Source organism: Pseudomonas sp. EA_35y_Pfl2_R5 (genome assembly GCF_963970805.1).
In the GTDB taxonomy this organism is placed as follows: domain Bacteria; phylum Pseudomonadota; class Gammaproteobacteria; order Pseudomonadales; family Pseudomonadaceae; genus Aquipseudomonas.
Map to the genome: position 1 here is coordinate 33,134 of NZ_CAXAOW010000003.1, position 23,513 is coordinate 56,646.

23 protein-coding genes are annotated in these 23,513 nt (G+C 59.9%); 8 read left to right on the top strand and 15 right to left on the bottom strand.

The genetic code is table 11. The annotated features are described in order from the left end of the window. Positions 1-20 precede the first annotated feature (20 nt). On the bottom strand, positions 21-2,102 hold the full coding sequence (locus tag AACX99_RS07360) for a carboxy terminal-processing peptidase (protein WP_339410642.1): 2,082 nt from the start codon (positions 2,100-2,102) through the stop codon (positions 21-23). A gap of 128 nt (positions 2,103-2,230) precedes the next feature. Between AACX99_RS07360 and AACX99_RS07365 the strand changes: the two genes are divergently transcribed. From AACX99_RS07365 to AACX99_RS07380, 4 genes are all read left to right on the top strand, one after another. Beyond that, on the top strand, positions 2,231-3,196 hold the full coding sequence (locus tag AACX99_RS07365; protein ID WP_339410643.1) for an NAD(P)H-quinone oxidoreductase: 966 nt from the start codon (positions 2,231-2,233) through the stop codon (positions 3,194-3,196). 116 nt (positions 3,197-3,312) lie between these two features. Then, entirely contained in the window at positions 3,313-3,876 is a 564-nt protein-coding gene (gene ahpC, locus AACX99_RS07370) for an alkyl hydroperoxide reductase subunit C (protein ID WP_339410645.1), read from the top strand. A gap of 227 nt (positions 3,877-4,103) precedes the next feature. Beyond that, the gene (ahpF, locus tag AACX99_RS07375; RefSeq protein WP_339410647.1) at positions 4,104-5,657 is read left to right on the top strand and encodes an alkyl hydroperoxide reductase subunit F; all 1,554 of its coding nucleotides are present in this window, start codon (positions 4,104-4,106) and stop codon (positions 5,655-5,657) included. 243 nt (positions 5,658-5,900) lie between these two features. Then, a complete protein-coding gene (locus AACX99_RS07380; RefSeq protein WP_339410649.1) occupies positions 5,901-6,695 on the top strand; it encodes an SDR family NAD(P)-dependent oxidoreductase in 795 nt (264 codons plus the stop codon). Between the two features lie 73 nt (positions 6,696-6,768). On the opposite strand, the gene AACX99_RS07385 is transcribed toward AACX99_RS07380, so the two are convergent. Further along, positions 6,769-7,347 carry a TetR/AcrR family transcriptional regulator gene (locus AACX99_RS07385; RefSeq protein ID WP_339410651.1) on the bottom strand — a complete coding sequence of 193 codons (579 nt, stop codon included), beginning with the start codon at positions 7,345-7,347 and terminating at the stop codon, positions 6,769-6,771. 39 nt (positions 7,348-7,386) lie between these two features. Next, the gene (locus AACX99_RS07390; RefSeq protein WP_339410653.1) at positions 7,387-7,968 is read right to left on the bottom strand and encodes a PaaI family thioesterase; all 582 of its coding nucleotides are present in this window, start codon (positions 7,966-7,968) and stop codon (positions 7,387-7,389) included. A 120-nt stretch (positions 7,969-8,088) separates the two neighbouring features. Here AACX99_RS07390 and AACX99_RS07395 point away from each other — a divergent pair, with 120 nt between their 5' ends. Beyond that, entirely contained in the window at positions 8,089-9,297 is a 1,209-nt protein-coding gene (locus AACX99_RS07395; protein WP_339410655.1) for an MFS transporter, read from the top strand. 17 nt (positions 9,298-9,314) lie between these two features. Next, a complete protein-coding gene (gene lpdA / locus AACX99_RS07400) occupies positions 9,315-10,715 on the top strand; it encodes a dihydrolipoyl dehydrogenase (RefSeq protein ID WP_339410657.1) in 1,401 nt (466 codons plus the stop codon). 180 nt (positions 10,716-10,895) lie between these two features. On the opposite strand, the gene zapE is transcribed toward lpdA, so the two are convergent. The 8 genes from zapE to AACX99_RS07440 all read right to left on the bottom strand — a co-directional run bounded on the left by zapE (position 10,896) and on the right by AACX99_RS07440 (position 17,738). Further along, positions 10,896-12,017 (bottom strand): cell division protein ZapE, encoded by a 1,122-nt coding sequence (gene zapE, locus AACX99_RS07405; protein WP_339410659.1) that lies wholly within the window; start codon positions 12,015-12,017, stop codon positions 10,896-10,898. After that, positions 12,017-12,451: an arsenic resistance N-acetyltransferase ArsN2 gene (gene arsN2 / locus AACX99_RS07410; RefSeq protein WP_339410661.1), complete on the bottom strand. Its 435-nt coding sequence runs from the start codon at positions 12,449-12,451 to the stop codon at positions 12,017-12,019. The genes zapE and arsN2 overlap by 1 nt, the downstream gene beginning before the upstream one ends. A 106-nt stretch (positions 12,452-12,557) precedes the next feature. Then, positions 12,558-13,211 carry an HAD family hydrolase gene (locus AACX99_RS07415; protein ID WP_339410663.1) on the bottom strand — a complete coding sequence of 218 codons (654 nt, stop codon included), beginning with the start codon at positions 13,209-13,211 and terminating at the stop codon, positions 12,558-12,560. After that, the gene (locus AACX99_RS07420; RefSeq protein ID WP_339410665.1) at positions 13,211-14,200 is read right to left on the bottom strand and encodes an ABC transporter ATP-binding protein; all 990 of its coding nucleotides are present in this window, start codon (positions 14,198-14,200) and stop codon (positions 13,211-13,213) included. The genes AACX99_RS07415 and AACX99_RS07420 overlap by 1 nt, the downstream gene beginning before the upstream one ends. Then, complete coding sequence (locus tag AACX99_RS07425; protein WP_339410667.1) at positions 14,197-14,991, bottom strand: ABC transporter permease; 795 nt, start codon at positions 14,989-14,991, stop codon at positions 14,197-14,199. The genes AACX99_RS07420 and AACX99_RS07425 overlap by 4 nt, the downstream gene beginning before the upstream one ends. After that, positions 14,978-15,817 (bottom strand): ABC transporter permease, encoded by an 840-nt coding sequence (locus tag AACX99_RS07430; RefSeq protein ID WP_339411446.1) that lies wholly within the window; start codon positions 15,815-15,817, stop codon positions 14,978-14,980. Before AACX99_RS07430 ends, AACX99_RS07425 begins: the two co-directional genes overlap by 14 nt. Then, positions 15,817-16,623, bottom strand: a complete 807-nt coding sequence (locus AACX99_RS07435; protein ID WP_339410669.1) for an alkaline phosphatase family protein — start codon at positions 16,621-16,623, stop codon at positions 15,817-15,819. The genes AACX99_RS07430 and AACX99_RS07435 overlap by 1 nt, the downstream gene beginning before the upstream one ends. 56 nt (positions 16,624-16,679) lie before the next feature. Then, the gene (locus AACX99_RS07440) at positions 16,680-17,738 is read right to left on the bottom strand and encodes an ABC transporter substrate-binding protein (RefSeq protein WP_339410671.1); all 1,059 of its coding nucleotides are present in this window, start codon (positions 17,736-17,738) and stop codon (positions 16,680-16,682) included. Positions 17,739-18,080: 342 nt separating this feature from the next. On the opposite strand from AACX99_RS07440, the gene AACX99_RS07445 reads away from it, so the two are divergent. Continuing rightward, positions 18,081-18,797 carry a UTRA domain-containing protein gene (locus AACX99_RS07445; protein WP_160015038.1) on the top strand — a complete coding sequence of 239 codons (717 nt, stop codon included), beginning with the start codon at positions 18,081-18,083 and terminating at the stop codon, positions 18,795-18,797. Positions 18,798-18,804: 7 nt separating this feature from the next. Here the strand turns inward: AACX99_RS07445 and AACX99_RS07450 are convergent, their stop codons facing one another. Next, positions 18,805-19,602, bottom strand: coding sequence for an MBL fold metallo-hydrolase (locus AACX99_RS07450; RefSeq protein WP_339410677.1), 798 nt, complete (start codon positions 19,600-19,602; stop codon positions 18,805-18,807). Between the two features lie 84 nt (positions 19,603-19,686). Here AACX99_RS07450 and AACX99_RS07455 point away from each other — a divergent pair, with 84 nt between their 5' ends. Further along, positions 19,687-20,649, top strand: coding sequence for a GlxA family transcriptional regulator (locus tag AACX99_RS07455; RefSeq protein WP_339410679.1), 963 nt, complete (start codon positions 19,687-19,689; stop codon positions 20,647-20,649). A 22-nt stretch (positions 20,650-20,671) separates the two neighbouring features. Here the strand turns inward: AACX99_RS07455 and AACX99_RS07460 are convergent, their stop codons facing one another. From AACX99_RS07460 to AACX99_RS07470, 3 genes are all read right to left on the bottom strand, one after another. Next, positions 20,672-21,961 carry a M18 family aminopeptidase gene (locus AACX99_RS07460; RefSeq protein ID WP_339410681.1) on the bottom strand — a complete coding sequence of 430 codons (1,290 nt, stop codon included), beginning with the start codon at positions 21,959-21,961 and terminating at the stop codon, positions 20,672-20,674. A gap of 72 nt (positions 21,962-22,033) precedes the next feature. Then, entirely contained in the window at positions 22,034-22,744 is a 711-nt protein-coding gene (locus AACX99_RS07465) for a 4'-phosphopantetheinyl transferase family protein (RefSeq protein ID WP_339410683.1), read from the bottom strand. A gap of 423 nt (positions 22,745-23,167) precedes the next feature. Then, complete coding sequence (locus AACX99_RS07470) at positions 23,168-23,419, bottom strand: hypothetical protein (protein ID WP_339410685.1); 252 nt, start codon at positions 23,417-23,419, stop codon at positions 23,168-23,170. Between the last annotated feature and the right edge of the window lie 94 nt (positions 23,420-23,513).

Here is a 23,513-nt window from a genome sequence, read left to right on the forward strand (position 1 = left end):
TCTTTGATGACGCCTGCGGTTTACTTTTTGGCCAAGTGCGTGTTCAAGCCCAGGTAATCGAGCAGGATGCGACCGCTTTCGGTGAGGTAGGCGTCGTCTTCCGGTTTGGTTTTCTTGTCTTCCAACTGCAGTGCGTCTTCGTCTTCTTCCTTGAGTTTGCTTAGCAGTGCTTCGCCTTTGGCTTTGCGGCGGCTGTTCTCGATGGTCAATTGTTGGCCTTCGATATCTGTCTGCTGGGCGCGGCGTTTGGTTTCATTGAGACTGACGGTGTTTTCTGCCATCAGCTTCTGCGCCAGTAGCAGGCGCTCGCGGGCGAAGGTGAAGTCAGGATTCTGCGCGGTACGGGTTTCATAGCGGCTTTGCAGTTCGGCCAGGAACGGTTTTATCGGGTCCAGTTCCGGTTTGACCGCCGGCTTGATGCTGTCCCACGGCAGGGCTTCGGGCAGGGCGCTTTCGCCGATTTCCTTGGTGTCCATGATGTCCGGGTACTGGATGTCGGGGATCACGCCCTGATGTTGTGTGCTCTGCCCGGAAACGCGGTAGAACTTGGCCAGGGTCAGCTTCAGTTCGCCATGGTTAAGTGGCTGGATAGTCTGCACCGTGCCTTTGCCGAAGGTCTGGCCGCCGAGAATCAATGCGCGGTGGTAGTCCTGCATGGCACCGGCGAAAATCTCCGACGCCGAAGCCGACAGGCGATTGACCAGCACGGCCAGCGGGCCTTTGTAGTAGATACCGGTGTTCTCATCGGCCAGTACATCGACACGGCCATCGCTGTTGCGCACCAGTACGGTGGGGCCCTGGTCGATAAACAGGCCGGTCAGCTCGGTGGCCTCTTGCAGCGAGCCGCCGCCGTTGTTACGCAGATCAATCATCACACCGTCTACTTTTTCCTTCTCCAGCTCGGTGAGCAGGCGTTTGACGTCACGGGTGGTGCTTTTGTAGTTCGGATCGCCGGCACGGAAGGCTTTGAAATCCAGGTAGAAGGCCGGAATCTCGATCACCCCAAGTTTGTAGTCACGGTTCTCGTGCTTGAGGTTGAGGATGGTCTTCTTCGCTGCTTGCTCTTCCAGCTTGACCGCCTCACGGGTGATGGCAACCACTTTGCTGGTCAAGTCGTTTGGCGCATTGCTGGCTGGAATCACTTCCAGACGTACTTGCGAGCCTTTCGGGCCTCGAATCAGCTTAACCACTTCATCCAGGCGCCAGCCGATCACGTCGACCATTTCCTGGCTGCCCTGTGCCACGCCGATAATCTTGTCGGCCGGGGATATCTGCTTGCTCTTTTCCGCTGGGCCGGCCGGTACCAGGCGCACGACCTTGACGTGTTCGTTGTCGCTTTGCAGCACGGCACCAATGCCTTCGAGCGACAGGCTCATGTTGATATCGAAGTTTTCCGCATTGTCCGGCGACAGGTAGGTGGTGTGCGGGTCATAGGACATGGCAAAGGCGTTGATATAAGCCTGGAAAACGTCTTCACCACGGGTTTGCTTGAGCCGTGCGAGCTGGTTGTTGTAGCGCTTGGTCAGCAGTTCTTGAATCGCCTTGGGCTCTTTGCCAGCGATTTTCAGGCGCAGCACCTCATCTTTGACTCGCTTGCGCCAAAGGTCGTCGAGCTCGGCGAGATCCTTGACCCATGGGGCGTTTTCACGGTCGATCAGCAGGCTTTCATCGCTGTCGAGATCAATCTTGTCGACACCCTTTTCAAGCATACTCAGGGTGAACTGCAGGCGGCTCTGTAAACGTTCCAGGTGGCGTTTGTAGATGGCAAAGCCGGGTTGCAGATCGCCGTTTTTCAGCAGGTCGTCAAAGCGCGTGCGCCATTGATCGAACTCGGCGATATCGGAGGCAATAAAGTAGCTACGCGAGGGATCAAGCATCTTCAGGTAGCCCTGATAGATTTTCTCCGAGCGCTCGTCGTTCAGCGGTGGCTTGTTGTAGTGATGGCGCTTCAACAATTCCACGACGTTGAGGCTGGCGATGACCTGCTCGCGGTCAGGCTGCAGGTATTCCCAGGAGTCGTCACTGGTGGTTTTCGCCGCGAGCGGCAGGGCGCTCAGGGCAAACGAAAAGGCGAGGGTGACGCTAAGTAGGGTTCGCTTCATGCTAATTCGACGTGTGGGCAGTTGATAACGCATATTAGGCCGTCTTTAAGGGCGCCAGGTTCCATCGGCGCAATGCAAAAGCCCGGTGGTCAGTGCCGGGCTCGGTTCAAATGCACTATGGAGGCAGCGTGAAGGCATTGCAAGGCGTTGAAGGCCGTGTGGAATGGGCAGAATACCCAGCGCCGGTCTGTGATGTAGGGGAAATTCGTATCCGTGTAGCGGCCGCTGGGTTGAATCGTGCTGACTTGCTGCAACGCGCCGGTCTTTATCCGCCACCGCCTGGCGCCAGTGAGGTGCTTGGGCTGGAGTGCGCCGGTGTAGTCAGTGAAGTGGGGGCCGGTTGCGACTGGAAAGTCGGCGACCGGGTTTGCGCATTATTGACCGGTGGCGGCATGGCCGAGGAGGTGGTGGTCGATGCGCGGCTCGCCTTGCCAGTGCCCGAGGGCATGACGCTGGCCGAAGCGGCGGCGTTGCCCGAGGTGTACGCCACGGCCTGGCTCAACCTGTTCCAGCTGGCTGCATTGAAGCCTGGGCAAAAGGTACTTCTGCACGCTGGCGCCAGTGGCGTTGGTTCGGCGGCCATTCAATTGTGCAAGGCCTTTGGCAGCCCGTGCTGGGTCAGTGTCGGCTCCGCTGAACGGTTGGCCTACTGCGAGAGTCTGGGGGCTCAGGGCGGTGTATTGCGCAGTGATGAACACTTGCAGGCACTGCGCGATTTTGCCCCGTTCGATGTGATTCTCGACCCGGTGGGTGGCAACTACGCCTCGCTTAACCTGGATTTGCTGGCTGTAGATGGCCGCTGGGTAAACATCGGTTTGCTCGGTGGGCGCAAGGCTGAGCTCGATCTGGCGCTTCTATTGAGTAAGCGTATTGCGTTGATCGGTTCGACACTGCGTAATCGGGATGAGCAGTTTAAGGCCGATTTATTGCGCGATTTGCAACAGTTTGTATGGCCGCTATTCGCAGAAGGGCGGCTTAAACCGCAACTTCAGCAAGCCTATGCACTCACCGATGCCGAGTCGGCTTTTGCGGTGTTGGCGACTAACCAGGTCAACGGCAAACTGGTGCTGGTAATAGATCCGGCACTAGTCTGACGCCGGTAGTCGATTGGCTTAATCAATCGGAATCATGGCGGCAATCAATAAGCTTTTTTTGCCCAAGGCGCTAAAATGCGCCCTGTAAATTTCTCACCCTCAATAAGGAACCAGAGATGAATCTCATCAACACCCAAGTTCAACCGTTCAAGGCTAACGCTTTTCACAACGGCAAATTCATCGAAGTGACCGAGCAGTCCCTGAAAGGCCAATGGTCGGTGCTGATCTTTATGCCAGCTGCCTTCACCTTCAACTGCCCGACTGAAATCGAAGACGCGGCCAACAACTACGCTGCGTTCCGCGATGCTGGCACCGAAGTTTACATCGTCACCACCGACACCCATTTCTCCCACAAAGTCTGGCACGAAACTTCGCCAGCTGTTGGCAAGGCTGAGTTCCCGCTGGTGGGTGATCCGACCCACGCACTGACCCGCGCTTTTGGCGTGCATATCGAAGAAGAAGGTCTGGCCCTGCGTGGCACCTTCCTGATCAACCCGGAAGGCGTGATCAAGACCGTTGAGATTCACTCCAACGAAATCGCTCGTGACGTATCGGAAACCCTGCGCAAGCTGAAAGCTGCTCAGTACACCGCTGCTCACCCAGGCGAAGTGTGCCCAGCCAAGTGGAAAGAAGGCGAGAAGACTCTGGCTCCTTCGCTGGACCTGGTTGGCAAGATCTAAATCTGCCAACACCCTCCCTGAGCTAACCCTCGGGGAGGGGAGTACTTAGCGCTGTCAGGGTCGCAACCCGACCCTCGTGGTGCCCGATGCCCGGGCGCGATCCGCCCGGGCATTTTATTGCCTGCCATTTTATGGCGGCACCCTGCAGGCCGTCGCTACGCGACGTTAAAAATTGTTCCTGACAATTTTTTATTGCCCAGAATTTTTGTCATTGAGGACTATCCGCCATGTTGGACGCTAACCTGCAAACCCAGTTGAAGGCCTACCTGGAAAAGGTCACTCTGCCGTTCGAGATCGTCGCGTCCCTCGATGACAGTGCGAAATCCCAGGAGCTGCTTGAACTGCTCCAGACCATCGTCGGCCTTACCGACAAGATCACTCTGAAGACTGATGGCAGTGACGCCCGTCGTCCGTCGTTCTCGCTTAACCGTCAAGGTGCAAACATCGGCCTGACCTTCGCCGGCATTCCCATGGGCCACGAGTTCACCTCGCTGGTACTGGCGCTGCTGCAGGTTGGCGGCCATCCGTCCAAGTTGGATGCCGAGACCATCGAGCAGATCAAGAGCATTGAAGGCTCGTTCGAGTTCGAAACCTATTACTCGCTGTCCTGCCAAAACTGCCCGGACGTGGTTCAGGCGCTGAACCTGATGGCGGTGCTTAACCCGAATATCCGTAACGTGTCGATCGACGGTGCGCTGTTCCAGGAAGAAGTCGAGCGTCGCCAGGTGATGGCCGTGCCGAGCATCTACCTGAACGGTGAAGTGTTTGCTTCCGGACGTATGGAGGTGAAGGAAATCCTCGCCAAGATCGACACCGGTTCCGCCAACCGCGATGCCGAGAAGATGAGCGCCAAGGAAGCCTTCGACGTGCTGGTGATCGGTGGTGGCCCAGCCGGTGCCGCAGCGGCCATTTATGCCGCGCGTAAAGGTATTCGCACGGCGATTGCCGCCGAGCGTTTCGGCGGCCAAGTGCTGGACACCATGGCTATCGAAAACTTCATCTCGGTGAAGGAAACCGAAGGGCCGAAACTGGTGCGCGCCCTGGAAGAGCACGTGCGTGAGTACGAAGTCGACATCATGAACCTACAGCGCGCTAGCGCTTTGGTTCCAGCGAGCAGCGAAGGCGGCTTGCATGAGGTGAAGTTCGACAATGGTGCGAGCCTCAAGGCCAAGACTGTGATTCTGTCGACCGGCGCGCGCTGGCGCGAGATGGGTGTGCCTGGCGAGCAGGAATACAAGGCCAAAGGCGTGTGTTTCTGCCCGCATTGCGACGGTCCGCTGTTCAAGGGTAAGCGCGTAGCGGTGATCGGCGGCGGTAACTCTGGCGTTGAGGCTGCGATTGATCTCGCCGGCATCGTCGCCCACGTAACCCTGCTGGAGTTTGCCGACACCCTGCGTGCCGATGCCGTGCTGCAGAAGAAGCTCTACAGCCTGGCGAACGTCACCGTGATCAAGAGCGCGCAGACCACCGAAGTCAAAGGCGATGGCCAGAAGGTCAATGCGCTGGTTTACAAGGACCGCACCACCGAAGAGCTGCATAGCGTCGAGCTGGAAGGCATCTTCGTGCAGATCGGCCTGCTGCCTAACACCGACTGGCTGAAGGGCAGCGTAGAGCTGTCGCGTTTCGGTGAGATCATCATCGACGCCAAGGGCGCCACCAATATCCCTGGTGTGTTTGCCGCCGGTGACGTCACCACCGTGCCGTACAAGCAGATCGTGATTGCTATGGGCGATGGAGCCAAGGCCTCCCTGAGCGCCTTCGATCATCTGATTCGCAGCTAACAAGCGAGATCTTTGCGTCACACAAGAGCGGGCAATCTTTACGGATAGCCCGCTTTTTTGTGCTCTGCCATCAGGCGGTTAGCGGTCCTCTTCAGGTGTTTATACGTCTCAGGCGTCTACGGCATAGCCGTCGATAGTTTTTATTACGGCCGACATATAAAATTTATATTATGTGTGTAATATTAGTTGGCGCACTATACCTCCAGATAGCTTCACTACCCCGCATACCCCAGGAGACGCACCATGAGCACGCATAACGAGAAAGGCACTGCATTGATCACTGGCGCTTCGTCAGGGATTGGCGCCACCTACGCCGAGCGCCTGGCGCAGCGCGGTTACGACCTGCTGCTGGTGGCCCGCGATCTGCCGCGCCTGCAGGCCCTGTCTGCGCGTTTGACCGAGCAATATGGGGTAAAGGTAGAAGCACTGAAGGCCGACCTCACAGACAAGGCTGATCTGCACGCGGTGACCCAGCGCCTGCGTACCGACAAGGCCATCAGCCTGCTGGTCAACAACGCCGGCATGGCCATGAACGGTCAGCTTGCCGAGGCCGACCTCGACACCGTTGATCGCATGATTCTGCTCAACGTGGTCTCGCTGACTCACCTGTCCACCGCAGCCGCTGCCAACTTCACCGCCGCCGGGCGTGGGGCAATCATCAATATCGCCTCGGTGGTGGCCCTGGCGCCGGAAATGTTCAATGCCGTATACAGCGCCACCAAGGCCTATGTACTGAGCCTGACCCAGACCCTCAATGGTGAAGTGAAGGCGCAGGGCGTGCAGGTGCAGGCTGTATTGCCCGGCATTACCCGCACCGAGATATGGGAACGCAGCGGTATGGATGATTCGGCACTGCCGGCGAGCATGATCATGGAGGTCGGCGAGATGGTTGATGCGGCGCTGGCCGGTTTCGACCAGGGCGAGCTGATCACCATTCCATCGCTGCCTGATGCCGCTGACTGGCAGGCCTTTACCGATGCCCGCGGCAAGCTGGCACCGAACCTGTCGCACAGCAACGCGGCTGCTCGTTACAAATAAGCCGCTGGCTGTAACAACAAAGGCCCTGGCTGGAGACAGTCAGGGCTTTGTTGTGGGCACTAATTTTCTGCAATCAGGCGCTTTGCGCTGCGTCGCCGGTGTTCTGTTCGATCAGCAGGCGGCGGGTGGTTTTCAGCAGCCGGTCAGACAGTTCCGGATCGCTTACGCTGCGTGACAGCAGCAGGGCGCCCACCATGGCGCTAAGAATCAGCACGCTCTGCTCATCGGCATGCTCAACGCCAAGGCCGGCTTCGATGGTTTGCAGACGGTCGCGGATCAGCTCATCGGTCACCGGGCTGGGTGCGCCGCGCTGGCCCAGCTCGGCGGACATGGTCGGCAGCGGGCAGCCATCGCCCGGATCGGCGCGGTGGGCGGACGACAGGTAACCGCTGATCAGGCGGGTCAGCGGTTTATCGCTGTTGGCCATCTCGCTGGTGACCGCCGTCAGCTTGTCAGCGCTGTGGCGCAGGGCGGTTTCTACCAGCTCATCTTTCGATTTGAAGTGGGCGTAGAAGCCGCCATGGGTCAGGCCCAGGGTTTTCATCAGCGGCTGCAGGCCGGTGGCACCAACGCCGTCGCGACGGAACAGGCGCGCGGCCTCTTCGATGATGCGCTGATGGGTCTGGGCTTTGTGGTCTTCGGAATAGCGCATGGAGTACCTGGCCGCTGGTTTCAGATGTTGCCTGCCATCTTACTCGCTTCGACCCGGTGTTTCAGTGCCGGGTGTAGGCGCTGTCCCAGGCATGCTGAGAATCAGGCAGGTGGTTGAGCCGACGGCGTACAGGCGGTCGTCGACATCGTAAATGCGCCCTTCGGCCAGCGCGGTGGTGCGGCCGATATGCACGATGCGGCCTTCGGCGCGGATCGGCCCGACCTTGGTGCTGAGGGCGCGGATATAGCTGATGCGCAGATCGGTGGTGGTGTAACCCTGGCCGCGCTGCAACTGGGTGTGGATGGCGCAGCCCATACAGGAGTCGAGCAGGGTGGCTGCATAGCCGCCGTGCACGCTGCCCAGCGGGTTGTAGTGGCGTGCATCGGGCGTGCCCTGGAAGACGAAGCGCCCGGACGACCATTCCAGCGGGACGAAATCCAGCAGATGGCCGATGGGCGGCGAGGGCAGTTCACCACGGCCGATGCCGTCAAAGAATTCCTGCGGCAACAGCTCGCTGACCTGCGCCAGGCTCATGCTGCCGGGCGCACCAAGGCTGGCGCGCATGGCCTGTTCGGCGGTGAGCCATTCGGCCAGTTTTTCTTCGCGTGATGGGATGCTCATGGATCAGGCCTCGTCGGATAGTGGCTTTAAAATTACAAGCATAATTTAATTATTTATATTATGGTTGAAATATTAGTGTTTGGCGAGCCACGCCAGCCCGTGATCACAGGACCCACGCCCATGCATCCCTATCCCTTGCCGTCGCGCAGCCTGCTGCTGATTTTGGTGGCCCTGACCGCCCTTGGAGAGATTTCCACTCAGCTGATCATCCCCAGCCTGGGCGTTATCGAGCTGATCATGACGGCCCGCCCCGGCAGCAGCCTGCTGGCTCTATCTGCTTTCGTCGCCGCCTTTGGCCTGGGTCAGTTGTTGCTCGGTCCGCTGTCGGATCGCATCGGCCGTCGTCCGGTGTTGATCGCCGGGTTGCTGGTTTATCTGCTCGCCACCTTGTGGATGCTGCTGGCCAGCAGCATGGGTGAATTTATTGCTGCCCGCGTGCTGCAGGGGCTTGGGGCTTGCGCGGCATTGGTTCTGGCGCGGGCCATCGTTCGCGATGTGTGGCAGGCGCAGGCTGGGCCTGCATTGGCGCTGACGGTGATTGGCATGCTCTGCGCCATCGTTCTGTCGCCGATGCTGGGCGGCGTGCTGACGCTATATGGCGGCTGGCGCGCGCCGATTGCCTTGGCACTGCTGATCGGGGTTGCCATCGTTGTTGCAGTGTTGGGCCTGTACCGCGAAAGCAATCGCCAGCTCGATCCGCAGGCCGGGCAACTGAGCAGCTTGGCCGGCAACTATGCCGATCTGCTGCGCGCCGCCTCGTTCCGCGCGTTGGCCCTGACGCTGGCCTGCACCTATGGCGCGATGTTTGCGGTAGTTGCCGGCTCTTCAGCTGTGTATATCGGCCTGCTGGGGCTGAGTCCGGCGCAATACGGCATCACCTTCGCGGCAATTGTTTCGGCGCTGATCGCCGGCGCGCTGTTTACCCAACGGCGCATTTTGCAGCTGGGCCCCGAGAAGATAGTCGGCATAGGTGCGGCACTGGTGGTAAGCGGCGCCCTGGCCACTTTGGCGATTTATCTGCTGTTTGGTTTGTCATTGCTCGGCCTGTCGTTGCCCCAGGTGTTGGTCACCTTGGGCGGTGGCATGTTGCTGCCGGCATCGGTGGCTGGCGCGGTGATCCCCAATGCCCACCGCGCCGGTCTGGCCGCAGGCTTTATGGGCTTTGCGCAAATGGCCGGCGCCACCTGCAGCGGCGTCTTGCTCAGCCTGCTGGCGGATGGCTCGGCTTGGCCTATGGTGTTGCTGAACACTTTATTCGCCGTCGCGGCGTTCTGCGCCTTCCACCTGCTGCGCCCACGGCCGGCAGCGAACGCGGCCCTGGTTCGCTAAACCCTAGGAGCAATTCCATGAGCAACTATGACGTGCTGATCATCGGTGGCGGCCCAGGCGGCTACAACGCGGCTATCCGTGCCGGGCAACTGGGCCTGAAAGTCGCCTGCATCGAGGGGCGCGAGACCCTGGGAGGCACCTGCCTGAATGTCGGCTGCATGCCGTCTAAGGCGTTGCTGCATGCCTCGGAGTTGTACGAAGCGGCGACCAGCGGCGAGCTCAATAACCTCGGTATCGAGGTCACGCCAACGCTCAATCTGGCGCAGATGATGAAGCAGAAGGATGAGAGCGTAACGGCCCTGACCAAGGGCATCGAATTTCTGTTTCGCAAGAACAAGGTCGAGTGGATCAAGGGCTGGGGTCGTTTGAATGGGCCGGGCAAGGTCACGGTGACCCTGGCCGATGGCAGCGTACGCGAGCTGCAGGCCAAGGACATCGTGATCGCCACCGGCTCGGAACCGACGCCACTGCCTGGAGTGACGATTGATAATAAGCGCATCCTCGACTCAACCGGTGCGCTGGCTCTGCCCACGGTGCCCAAGCATCTGGTGGTGATCGGGGCCGGGGTGATCGGTCTGGAGCTGGGCTCGGTGTGGCGGCGTCTGGGCAGTGAAGTGACAGTGGTGGAATACCTCGACCGTATTTGCCCCGGCCTGGATGATGAAACCGCGAAAACCCTGCAGCGCACCCTGAGCAAGCAGGGTATGAATTTCAAACTGGCTACCAAGGTCAGCGCCGCTAAGGCTACCGCCAAAGGCGTGACCCTTGAGCTGCAGCCCGCTACTGGCGGCGCTGCCGAGCAACTACAGGCTGACTATGTGCTGGTTGCCATTGGCCGCCGCCCCTATACCGCTGGCTTGGGTTTGGAAACCGCGGGTCTCGCCACCGACAAGCGCGGCATGTTGGAAAACCGGCAGCACCGCAGCAGCGTGCCGGGCATCTGGATTATCGGTGATGTGACCTCCGGGCCGATGCTCGCGCACAAGGCCGAAGATGAAGCGATCGCCTGTATCGAACGGATCGCCGGGCATGCTGCCGAGGTCAATTACGAGGCGATTCCCGGGGTGATCTACACCAAGCCGGAAGTCGCCACCGTGGGCAAGACCGAGGAGCAGTTGAAGGCTGAAGGGCGCGGCTACAAGGTCGGCAAGTTTCCCTTTACCGCCAACAGCCGGGCGAAGATCAATCATGAGGCCGAAGGCTTCGTCAAAGTGCTAGCCGATGAGCGCACCGATCAGATTCTCGGCGTGCATATCATCGGCCCCAGCGCCGGCGAGCTGATCGGCGAGTACTGCGTGGCCCTGGAATTCAGCGCTTCGGCTGAAGATATTGCGCTGATCTGCCATCCGCACCCAACCCGCTCGGAAGCGCTACGCCAGGCGGCGATGAGTGTGCATGGCTGGGCCATGCAGGCCTAAGTCTACTTACAGTCTGCTGCGCGTCGGCCCTGCTGCGTTAAAAGCAGGCTCGGAATGCTCATGTACAAAAGTACACTCCGCTTCCTTGCCTGCTTTGACCAGCCGGAGGCTGTTACTAACGTAGCGCCTTGCATGGCTCTGCTCGCAAGACTTCAAAAAGATTCTTAAAGCCCCAAAGCATTACGTGCCAAAGCGTTGCAGCTGCATTTCCTGTAATCGGCTAATGGTGCGGCGAAAGGCGAAGCTCAGGTAGCCCTCGGTATAAAGTTCGGCGAGCGGTACCTGGGCTTCGAGGTACAACGGCACCTTGCGGTCGTAGCACTCATCCACCAGAGCAATAAAGCGCCGCACGCTGTCATCCTTGACTGACAGGGCGGGCAGTTGCCGATCACCGGCCTGCACACGCTCAACGCTATCTTCGGTGCCTCGGGCTATCTTCGCTGCGCGTTGTGGGCTGCTCAGGTTCGGCACCTCGCTGAGCAAAATGGCCTGGAAACGGTCGCATAGGGCGATAAAGTCCGGCGCGGCCAGGGGCTGTTCGCAGAGGTCGGTAAAACGGCACCAGAGCACGCCATCGCAGTGACGCAGTGCCTGCACGCTGCGGTTCCCAAGGATTAGGGGCTGATCACTGCTGGGTTTGCCTGCGGCCAACTGGCTAAAAGTCCGGCTCAATACGCTGGGCAGCCCAGGCGTGGCGACCCAGTAACGAGTATGCGCGGTGCCCGGGTGCAGGCGATGGTCTTCCTCACCGTTGATGCTTACCACCTGCATATGCCGTTGCAGGGCGGCTACCGCAGGCAGAAAGCGCTCGCGGTTGAAACCTTCGGCATACAGCAGTTCTGGCGGCTGGTTCGAGGTGGCGACCAGCACCATGCCCTGTTCGAACATCACCTGGAACAGACGGCCGAGAATGATCGCATCGCCAATATCGCTGACAAACAACTCGTCAAAGCACAGCACGCGTACTTCATGGCTTAGCTCCACCGCCAGCGCCTGCAGAGGGTCCGGCGTACCCGTGAGCTGAAACAGGCGCATATGCACCCAGCGCATAAAGTGGTGAAAATGCTGGCGCCGTGCCGGGACCTTCAAGCCTTTGTAAAAGCTGTCCATCAGCCAGGTCTTGCCACGGCCAACCGGCCCCCACAGATACACCCCGTTGATCGGATGCGCCGGTGTGGCCTGGTGCAAGGCCTGATGACAATCGTGCAACGCCTGGGCAGCTTGCCACTGCGCCGGGTCGGACTTAAAACCGTCGCGGTCGATAGCCTGTTGGTAGGCTGCGAGCGGAGAGCTGCAATCCATCAATGCGCTCCGATGCGTTTGTGCATGCATGCCGCGCTGGCGGGGCAGAGGTTAGAAAACTCTGCCGTTTGGCGAATTACCTCAGGCACGTCAGCCCGATCAAGCAAGCTGTAGCCATGGTGGGTAAAGAACGCTTCTGCGGTATTGGTCAGCAGGTACAGCTCACGTACACCCAGTTGCTGTGCATAGGCTTCGATCTCGGCGACCAGTGCGCCGCCATAACCCTTGCCGCGCGTCATTGGGCTGACCACCAGTGAGCGCAGCAGTGCTGCCTCATCGTAAGGTTGTAGGCCAATCAGCGCTTCAAGTGCATGCTCCGGGCCGCTGGCGATAAAGTGGGCGAAGTGCTCAGTCTCTAGATCAGCAGTTGGCAATCCGGCAGCTGCCAGCAGCGTTTTGGCGGACTCAGTCGGTGGGTTACGGTAAATGTTCATGGGAACCATTGGGGCGAGACATTTGGATCGACATAGTGCTCGCACTTTAACTGAGCGTTTAGCAAAAGACCCACAGGCGTGGGTCTTTGCATTCTACAGAGCGTTATCAGCGCCAGCTAAGGACTGGCCAGCCAGCCTGCTGCGCATGCTCCAGCAGCGTGGGGTCGGGGTTGACCACATAGGGTTTGTCGACCACCTGCAGCAGCGGCAGGTCGTTGCGTGAGTCGGAGTAGAAGTAGGCGCCATCGAGCACTTCGCCTTGTTCTTGCAGCCAATCACGCAGACGGCTGACCTTGCCCTCGCGGTAGGTCATTACGCCCTGGGTACGGCCGCTGTAGTGGCCATGTTGAACTTCCAGATCGATGGCCAGCACTTCCTCGATCTTTAAACGTGCGGCAACGGCGCTGACCAGGAAATGCGCTGAGGCGGAAATCACCAGTACCCGGTCACCGGCGGCGCGGTGGTTGGCCAGGCAGCGGGTGGCGTCGCTATAGAAAATCGGCTCGATCACGTCTTCGACAAAGGGCTCTACCACATGGGCGACTTCTTCCGGCGTGCGACCCACCAGTGGCGACAGGGTGAAGGCCATATAGTCCTCCATGGCTAGCTCGCCGGCAGCGTATTGGCGCATCAGCTCCTGTTCATGGGCGATAAAACTGTCGGCGTCGGCCCAGCCAAGTTTGACCATTTCCTGGGTCCATAGGCTGGCGCAGTCGCCGCCGATCAGGGTTTCGTCCAGGTCGAAAATTGCCAGGGCCATCAGGCCACCTCACAGATAGCGTTGTCTTCAATGTTCAGGTTGATGTGCTGACCACGGGCGTGCAGGTCAGCGGGGGAGCGATTGAGTACATCCACCAGCAGTTCAACGCCACGGGCTTCGACGCTGTAACGGATTACGTTGCCGAGCAGGCGGTGGCTGCGAATGTGTCCTTCGATGCTGCCTTGTGCGCCGATCTGGATAGCCTCCGGGCGAATCGCCACGCGGCTATGGATCGGCCGCAGCAACAGGCGGCTGGCGGCATCGGCGTCGAGCAGGTTGTAGTTGCCGATGAAACCGGCGGCAAAGGCATCGGCCGGCGCGGTGTAGAGGGTTTCGGCGTCGCCGCTCTGGACGATCTTGCCGCCGTTCATCAGGAAGATGCGGTCGCTCATGACCAGCGCTTCTTCCTGGTCATGGGTGACGAAGATGGTGGTCAGGCCCAGCTCCTGCTGGATGTTGCGGATCTGCTCACGCAGATGCTTGCGGATACGTGCGTCCAGCGCTGACAGCGGCTCATCCAGCAGCAGCAGGCGCGGGCGGGTGACCAGCGAGCGTGCCAGGGCGACACGTTGGCACTGACCACCTGAGAGCTGTGGTGGGTAGCGGTTGGCAAAGTCATTCAGCTCGACCAGTTCAAGTACCTCCTTGACCCGTTGCTCAGCCTCACTGCCTTTGACCTTCTGCATGCGCAAGCCAAAGGCGACGTTTTGCTGCACGGTCATGTTGGGGAACAGCGCGTAGCTCTGGAACACCATGCCGATGCCACGCTTTTGCGGGGCAACGGGTACCAAGTCTTCACCGTCGAGGAGAATCTGCCCGCCATTGACCCCGGTTAATCCGGCGATGCAGCGCAGTAGGGTGGATTTGCCGCAGCCAGATGGGCCGAGCAGGGTGATGAATTCACCCTTGGCAATTTCGCAATTGATATCGCTGAAAATCGAGGTGGCACCGTAGCTTTTATGCAGGCCTTGAATACTCAGATAACTCATGACTTGTCCTTATTCAGGCGGTTGGCCGCCCAGGTCATCAGCAGCACGAACATAAAGTAGGAGATCACCAGGGCGCTGGTGAAATGACCACTGTCGTTACGCATGTTGTAGAGGTACACCTGCAGGGTCTCAAAGCGGCTACCGACCAACAGGTTGGCAAACACGAACTCGCCAAAGAGGAAGCTGAAGGAGAGGAAAATCGAAACCATCATGCCCTTGCGCAGGTTGGGCAGCACCACCATAAAGGCCGCGCGCCACGTGCTGGCACCCAGCAAATGGGCGGCGTCCATCAGGTCGCGCAGGTTGATCGCTTGCAGGTTGTTGCTGATCGCGCGGTACATAAACGGCAGGGCGATGGTGAAGTAACAACCAATCAGGATCCACGGCGTGCCGAGGATCGGCAGCGGGCCACCGGCAAACAGCTGCATCAGGCCCACCGACGAGACCACTGGTGGAATGGCGAACGGCAGCAAAATCAGCACATTCATCACCGCGTCGAGCTTGGGGAAGTGATAACTGACCACGAACAGCAGCGGCAGTATCAATACCAACGACAAGGCCAGTGCGGCAAAGCACACCAGCAAAGAGCGGCCGAAGGCAGACAGAAAGCGCGCATCGGTCCACAGCGCCACGTACCACTTGAAGGTCAGCCCGCTGGGCAGAATGGTCGCCGACCAGCTGGTGGCCAATGAGTAGATCAGAGTGCCCAGCAGCGGCATAAGCAGAATCAGCATCAAGGTGTAGACCACCAGCTGATGGAACAGCTGGGAGCGTTTTTCAGCGTGGGACATGGTAGCTCCGGCGCAACAGCCATTGGTGAACGATGGTGATCAGGGTCATCAGACCGACCAGAATCATTGCCAGGGCACTGGCCATATTCGGGTCGAGGAAGATGTCGCCGGAGACCATGGCGGCAATACGGATCGGCAGAATATTGAAGTTGCCGGTGGTCAGCGCATACACCGTGGCATAAGCGCCCAGGGCGTTGGCCAGCAGAATAACGAAGGTGCCGAGCAGTGCTGGGGTCAGTACGGGGATGCCGATATGCCGCCAGAACTGCCAGTTGCTCGCGCCAAGTAACTCGGCAGACTCGCGCCAGTCTTCACGCAGGGCATCGAAGGCCGGGTAGAGCAGCAACACACCGAGGGGGATCTGGAAGTAGGTGTAGAGCACGATCAAGCCGGTCTTGGAGTAGAGGTTGAAGTCCTCAATGATCCCCGCCTGCTTGAGCAGAATGGTCAGTGCGCCGTTAAAACCCAGCAGAATGACAAAGGCAAACGCCAGCGGTACGCCAGAGAAGTTGCTGGTCATGTTGGAAAACGCCATGACGAAGTCGCGCAACTTGCTGTCGACCTGGCGCAGCGAGTAGCTACCTAGGATGGCGATGCTGATGCCAATCAAGCTCGACCAGAACGCCACTTCCAAGCTGTGGCGCATCGCCTGGCGGTAGAACGGTGAGGCGAAGGCCTGCTGGAAATTGCCCAGGCCCCAGCCCTCGGCGGTATGCAGGCTGTTGCTGGCGACCCAGAGCAGTGGGGCGATCTGAAAGGCGATAAAGAACAGGGCAAAGGGCAGCAGGCAGAGCAGCGCCAACCCTTTGCCGCGTAGGGCAGATATCATGCGAGGAGCTCCCGGCAGACAGGTTTGTCGTGGGCCACGCCGAGCAGCTCGCAGACCGTACCGCACAACTCCAGCTGTTTCGGCTGGGCGTTGGGGTTGAGGCTGAAGGCGCTGCCGAGTACCAGCAGCGGCACTTCGCGTTCTTCCGGCAGCAGGCCGTTGTGGCTGCGGTCGTTGTTCATGCCGTGGTCGGCGGTCACCAGAACCTGGTAGCCGGCGTCGAGCCAGGGCTGGATATATTCGGCCAGCAGCACATCGGCCATGCGTGCGCTGTTGCGGTACTGCGCGCTGTCGAGGCCGTGCTTGTGGCCGGCGTCGTCGATATTCATCGGGTGCACCAGCAGCAGGTTGGGCGTATGGCGCAGGCGCAGGCTTTCTGCGTCGGCGAACAGGTGCGAATCCGGGTAATGGTCGGCGTAGTAAAAGTGGCCGTATTGAATCGGCAGCGCCGCATCGTTGGTATGACGATCACGGGCTGCCTGAAAAGGGGAACGGTTATACAGCTCGCTGACCCAGTGATAGGCCGCCGCTGCGGTAATCAGGCCAGCATCGCGGGCGTAGTGGAACATGCTGCGCTGTGTCGACAGGCGCGCTACATCGTTATTGACGATGCCGCTGTCGATGGGCGCAACACCAGTCAGAATCGCTTCATACAGCGGGCGTGACAGCGCTGGGAGTTCACAATCGAGCTTGTACAGCGCGGCTCGCCCAGCCTGGCAGTAAGCCTGCAGATGCCCCAGCGCATGCTGAGCCACCTGATAGCTCAAGCCATCCAGAACCACGAGGATGACGTTGTGCGACATGATTGAAAGCCTTAGCAACCGAATCGGCCCCGGAGTGTATCCGGGGCCAGATTGCGTTAGTTCATATTGATGATGACGTGTTCCTGCCACAGACGCGGCAGTGCTTTGGAGGTGGCTTCCCAGGCAGCAGCATCCTTGATTGGCTGCACCTTGGCGTATTGCTCCTGCGGTAGCAGCTTGGATTGCACGTCGGCTGGCAGGGTCAGGTGCTCGGCGCGGATCGGTCGGGCGTTACCCTTGGCCAGGTTAATCTGGCCGGCGTCGCTGAGGATGTACTCACGCGCCAGTTTGGCCGCGTTGGGGTTTTTCGCCCATTTGTTGATGATGGTGCTGTAGCCGGAGATCACCGAGCCATCGGACGGGATCAGCACTTCGAAGCGGCTTGGGTCGATCTGGTCGCGGTAGCTCAGACCGTTGAAGTCCCACACCACGCCGACTTCCACTTCGCCTTTTTCCAGGGTCTGGATGGTCGGGTTGGCCAGCGACAGACGGCCTTGTTTGGCCAGCTCGCCGTAGAAATCCAGCGCCGGTTGCACGTTGCTTTCATTACCACCCATGGCGATGGCGGCAGCCAGTACGCCGTTTACCGCTTGTGCGGCGGTGCTGACATCACCGGCAGAGACTTTGTAGGTGCCGGTTTTCAGGTCCGCCCAGGAGCGCGGGATGTCCTTGACCAGTTGCTTGTTGACGATAAAGGCGATGGAGCCGGTGTAGGCCAGCATCCAATGACCGTCGGTGTCCTTGGCCCAGGTTGGAATCTGCTCCCAGGTGCTCGGCTTGTAGGCTTGGGTAACACCCTGCTGTACGGCAATGGGGCCGAAGGCCGCACCGACGTCGCCGATGTCTGCGGTGGCGTTTTCCTTCTCGGCGGCGAACTTGGCAATTTCCTGGGCCGAGCTCATGTCGGTGTCCATATGCTTCAAGCCGTATTTCTTCTCCAGATCAACCCAGGTGTCCTTCCAGTTGGCCCAGCTGTCCGGCATGCCCACGCTGTTCACCGCGCCCTCAGCGCGCGCGGCCTTTTCCAGTGCTTGCAGATCCGTTTCAGCAGCCATGGCCGAGGTGGCCAGGGCGATGGCTGAGCCCATCAGTGAAGCCAGCAGCAGTTGTTTCATTGGAAACTCCTTTGCGATTGAAGTGCGTGCAGTGAAAAGTTCTGGTCTAGATCAGCAAGACCCAGGCCAATTTAGGCTTGTTAAATGACAGTTTTATGTATTTTGGTCATTTACCGGCTTCAGCCGGGTTGCACAAACTGGCGCACCACTAGCGTAGACCATCAACAAATTCAGTCATGTATGGTCTGCAAGCCAAGTTTTATCAGCTTTTACTGGTGCTGAAAGAAAGTTGTCATGGCGTGGTCATCAAGACTGCTTAAACTTGAAATATGGGTTTTACCGCTGCACTCACAGGTTGACGCCCCGAAATGGGGCTGGACTAGTCCAGTTATGGAGGTCTTGATGCGCGATGAAGCGCCGCGGGCAGTCACAGCTATCTGCCGGGCATTGGAAGAGCAGATCGAACACGGCCTGTTGCCATCGGGAAGTCAGTTGCCGGCCGAGCGCAAGCTCAGCGAGGTATTCGATACCACGCGCATCACCCTGCGCGAGGCACTGGGCCAGCTTGAGGCCCAGGGGCTGATCTACCGCGAGGAGCGTCGCGGCTGGTTTGTTTCGCCACCGCGCGTGGCCTACAACCCGCTGGTGCGCAGCCACTTTCACGCCATGGTCGGCGAACAGGGCCGGGTGCCGGCCACCGAAGTGCTGAGCGCGCGGCTGATTCCCGCCAGCGCCGAGATCTGCCAGCTACTGGCCTTGCCGGCGCTGTCCAGCGTCTACCAGATTCGCCGTGCACGGCGGATCGACGGCCGCCTGGTGTTGTATGTCGAGCACTACCTCAATCCGAATTACTTCGCCGGCATTCTGGATTTCGACCTGACCCGTTCGCTGACCGAACTGTATGCCAGCGAATACGACATTCATTACGGCCGAGTGCGCTTCGATATGGTGCCCACGGCGTTGCACAGCGAAGCCGCGTCAGCGTTGAAAGTGGCGGTAGGCAGCCCGGCGCTGCGTATCGTGCGAATCAACCGCGACCAGCATGGCCGGCTGATTGACTGCGATCTGGAGTTCTGGCGCCACGACGCTCTGCATGTGAGCGTCGAGGTACCAGAGTGATGGCTATCTAAGCGACAACCTGGCTTTGCTGTACTGGTGAAAACTCCAGAGTTTCGCCATCCAGTGGTACGCGTAGGTGCTCACAGATTCCCCGGCGAGTGGCCTCTTGCAACAAGCCTGCGCGAGTCACCGGGCAGTGGTCGAGGGCTTCCAGGTGGTTGGCGACGATGATGCCGCTGCTGAGCTGGAGTGCTGTGAGAATCTCGGCCTGACCCATGATGATGTCGCCGCCTAGGTCGAAGCGTGCACCGCCTGCCGGTAACACGCTGACTGTCGGTGCCAGCTGCGTCAGGCAGTGGCGAACGTCTGCAGTGAGCAGGGTATCGCCGGCGATATAGAGGCTGGGTTCCTGTGGAATCTGGATGAAATAGCCGTAGCCGTGGGCCATCAAACTGCCGATAAAGCCCTCGCCGTGTAGGCAGGGAATCGCCTGGATAGTGCCGTTGAAGAAGGCCCCGCCGCTCTGGCTAGGCAGCTCCTGCACATTAAGCCGGCGCTTGCGTAGGTAATCCGCATCCTCCGCCATGCACAGCACCGGGATATTGCGCTCGCGCAGCCAGCGGATGGCGGCTCGGTCGAGGTGGTCAAAATGGCCTTTCTGGCAATGGGTGATCAGACAATGAGTTACACGCTCCAGATGCTCACTAGCGTTGCCTGGTAGCTCGACCAGCGGGTTGCGTCGCCGCCGGGCCAGGTACTTGAGCGCGGGCAACTGGCCCTGGGCGGCCAGCATGGGGTCGACCAGCAGACGAACTTCGCCGAATTCGACGATCAGGGTGGCATTGCGCAGTTGAGTGATTTTCATGGTGACCTCCGAGGCAGGAGTGGCCATTGTAAAAATCCGCCTGCGGGATAAAGATGGCAGAAATTGCCATAAATCGGACATTTCATGCCTGTGCAGAGGATCGGTCTGCTGCTATACCCCGGTTGCATGCCAGCGGGCCTGTTTGCTTTCGCCGACCTACTGACGGCGGCCAATCGGCGCGTGGGTGAGCTGCGCTTCGAGCTGTGTTGGCTGGGCCTGGACAGTGAAGCGGTTGATTGTGCCCAGGGCATGCGCTTGCAGCCGCAGAGCAGCCTGGCCCAGGCCGGCTGCAGCGCTGTGCTGATTCCCGGACTCTGGGCAGATTCTGAGGCGATGATCGCCCAGGCGTTGGGCGCCAACCATGCCTTGATCCGGGCGCTAAGCCAGCTACCGCGTACAACGCAATTGTGGAGCTACTGCACCGGCGTCTGCTTGTTGGCGCAGAGCGGGCGTTTGCAGGGTGAGCGCGCGACGGCCACCTGGTGGCTGGCGTCCAGTCTGCAGAAGCGTTTTCCCCAAGTGGAGTGGCAGTTCGAGCAGACCCAAGTGAGCAATCGTCTGACTGCCACGGCGTCCGGGGTCAGCGGTTACCTGTCGATCGCCCGGGCGCTGATCGAGGAGCAGCTGGGCGCGCTGCTCTATCGCGAGATCGCCACGCTGATGGTGTTGCCGCGTCCAGAGCCGGCGACGCCGGTGTTTCGTTCCGTTGGCTTGATGCAGCAGACCGAGCCACTGTTGCGCCGCCTGCATCTGTTGGTAGAGCAACTGCCGGCGCAGCAGCTGAGTGTGCAGCGGCTCGCTGACGAGTTGGCCGTTTCCGCACGGACTTTGGCGCGTCAGGTAAAGGCGTTAACCGGCCTGGCGGTGGCCGATCAGGTGCGCCTGATCAAACTTAACCAGGCCGGCGAGCGGTTGACCCTCACGATGGACTCGATCAGCCGGATCAGCGACTCCCTGGGTTATAGCGATGAGTCCAGTTTTCGCCGTACCTTCAAGCATGTCACCGGCCTGACCCCGGCGGCTTACCGGCAGCAGTACAAGCGCTAGCTGCCACGCACCGGAGTAACGATCAAGGCAGCTCAGGGCTGGCGTAGAACGCCGTCAGCACTTTCACTAGGTGCGCTAGGTCATGGCTGCCGGCCAGTTCGCGGATCGAGTGCATGGCGAAGGTCGGCAGGCCGATATCCACGGTGCGTACGCCCAGCTGGCTGGCAGTGATCGGACCGATGGTCGAGCCGCAGCCCATGTCGCTGCGGGTGACGAAGCTCTGCACCGGCACTTCATTTTCCAGGCACAGATGGCGGAAGAACCCGGCGGTTTCGCTGTTGGTGGCGTAGCGCTGGTTGCTGTTGATCTTGATCACCGGGCCGGCATTGAGCTTGGGTCCGTGGTTTTGATCGTGTTTGTCTGCGTAGTTGGGGTGCACGCCGTGGGCGTTATCGGCCGAGACTAGCAGCGAGCGCTGGATGGTGCGCACGAAGGCATCGCCGTCCGGCAGTACGCGGCGCAATACCTGTTCGAGCATCGGGCCGTCGGCGCCGCAGGCCGAGCAGGAACCGACTTCCTCGTGGTCGGTGCAGACCAATACGCAACTTTCTTCATCCGGCGCGGCCAGCAGCGCCTGCAACCCGGCGTAGCAGGACAGCAGGTTGTCCAGCCGCGCGCCGGCGATAAAGTCGCCATTCAGGCCAATCACCGCCGCACTCTGGGTATCGTAGAAGCTCAGCTCGTAATCGAGCACCGCATCGGCGCTGAAGTCGTGTTCGCGCGCCAGTTGATCAGTGATCAGCGCGCGGAAATCGGCCGGCTCATCGGCGGATACCTGTGCGAGGATCGGCGGCAGCTCGATCTGCTGGTTGATCGCCCAGCCCTGGTTGGCTTCGCGGTTGAGGTGAATAGCCAGGTTGGGAATGATCGCAATCGGGCTTTGAAAATCGATCAGCTGGCTTTCTACTTTGCCGTCGCGGCGGTAGGTCACCCGGCCGGCCAACGACAGGTCGCGGTCGAACCAGGGCGCGAGCAATGCGCCGCCGTATACTTCGACGCCGAGCTGGAAAAACCCCTGCTGCTGCAGCTCTGGTTGCGGTTTCACCCGCAGGCACGGGCTGTCGGTATGTGCGCCAACCAGGCGAATGCCGCCTTCCAGCGGGGCGCGTTTGCCCAGTTTGAAGGCGATGATCGAGGAGTCGTTGCGCGTCACGTAATAGCGGCCGCCAGCCTCGGTGTGCCAGCTGGCGCGCTCGTCCAGGTACTGAAAACCGGCCGCTTCAAGACGCTGAGCCAGGCTGGCGGTGGCATGAAAAGGGGTTGGCGAGGCCTTGAGGAACTCGATCAGGCCTTGATTCAAATCTTCGCGCATAGGGCACTCCAGACGGCAATCGGCCGAGTTTAGCGGATTTGCCTAGCGCTTTGGGCTGCCGCGCTCGACAGATCAGCGCGCGATGCTGACCAGGCTGAGCAGATAACCGTCGAACTCGCCGAACTGGCCTTCCAGCTCACTGCCGGCAGGCCAGTCCGCATGCAGGTCAATCAACAGGCGCATACGCACTTTATTGTCGGCGTCGACACTGAGCAGCTCGGCATCTTGAAAATAGAAGTGCTGCAATACCTGCGGGTAGAGTGCCTTGAACAGGCTTTCCTTGAGCGAGAAGATCAGGCTGATGCGTGGCGCACGTTGTTCAGTTGGCAAGGCTTCCAAGCGGAACAGCTCGGCTGGGGTGAGGATCTCGCCAGCCAGGCGTTCGGCGCGGCTGGCCGGCATGATTTGCTCGATATCCAGGCCCAGGCCGCGCCAATCTGTGCTGTTACCTACCACGGCGCCGGCCCAACCGCTGCCATGGGTGATGGAGCCGACTATACCGGCTGGCCACTGCGGTGCGCGGTCTTCGCCACAGGCTGGAACTGCCGCGGTGCCAGTCAAACGCAGCAAGGCCTCACGTGCACATAGGCGTCCGGCCAGGTACTCGGCCTGGCGCTTGGCCGCGCCGCGCACGGGCTCGACTGCGCAGCGGTTGAAATCCGCCGCATCCAGCAGGTCGGGGCTAAAGCGGGTGCTGATCAACTGCACTGACGGCAGTTGGTGCGGCAATGGCCAGTGGTCATTCAGCGGGCTGCAGCAGTGTGGTAAGTAGGCTGTATTCATCTGCCTATTCTGCCGCGCGGCGCTTTGTACGGCCAGCCGGCGGGGCGTTTACATTTCTTTGCAAAGCGGCAACAAAGCTAAACGGAGTTACCCAGGCTTTTTTGCCACACTGCGGCATGCGTTTCTTCGGGGACGCAGGTGAGGTTGTAGCTGGTACGGGCGTGAGGCTTGTGCCGGCATTTCTCTGAGAATGAGTACGGGAGCCCGATTGGGCTCCCGTTTTTTTATGCCTGCCATTTATGGCCGTCACATCTTTGGATGTGGCGCTAAAGATTGGCTAGACAGGCGCCAGAGGTTGTCTGCAACGGCGAGTGGCAAGTACCGGCTGTGCAGGGCTAATCCTCACAAGGTTTGAGCGCAGCCATACCCCAGGCTGCCGATGTGATGACGCTTAGCGCAGCGTGACTTGCCCACCCTTCGTGCTCAGCTCATCAGCACCAGATAAACCACCACCATGAGTGCAATCAGGCCCAGCCATATCAGGGCGTTGGTCCTGCTAAGTCCAATGATGCCGGCGCCGCGCATGCGAATTGGCGGGTTTTGGTCGAGGTAGGTATTTATCTGCTCTTGGGCTGCTTGCGGGCTGACGCCCTGGTTCAGGCTAAGCATGCGAATGGCCTGGTCGTGATCGCCGCGTTGTATGGCCTGCAGAACGGGCTCGGGTAGTTGGCTCATTAGTCATTCCTCCAGTCGCGATAGTCGTTAGAGGTCGCTGACCGGCCAGGGTTCGGTACTTTTCTTTATCAGCATTAAAACGCTACACGGGTAC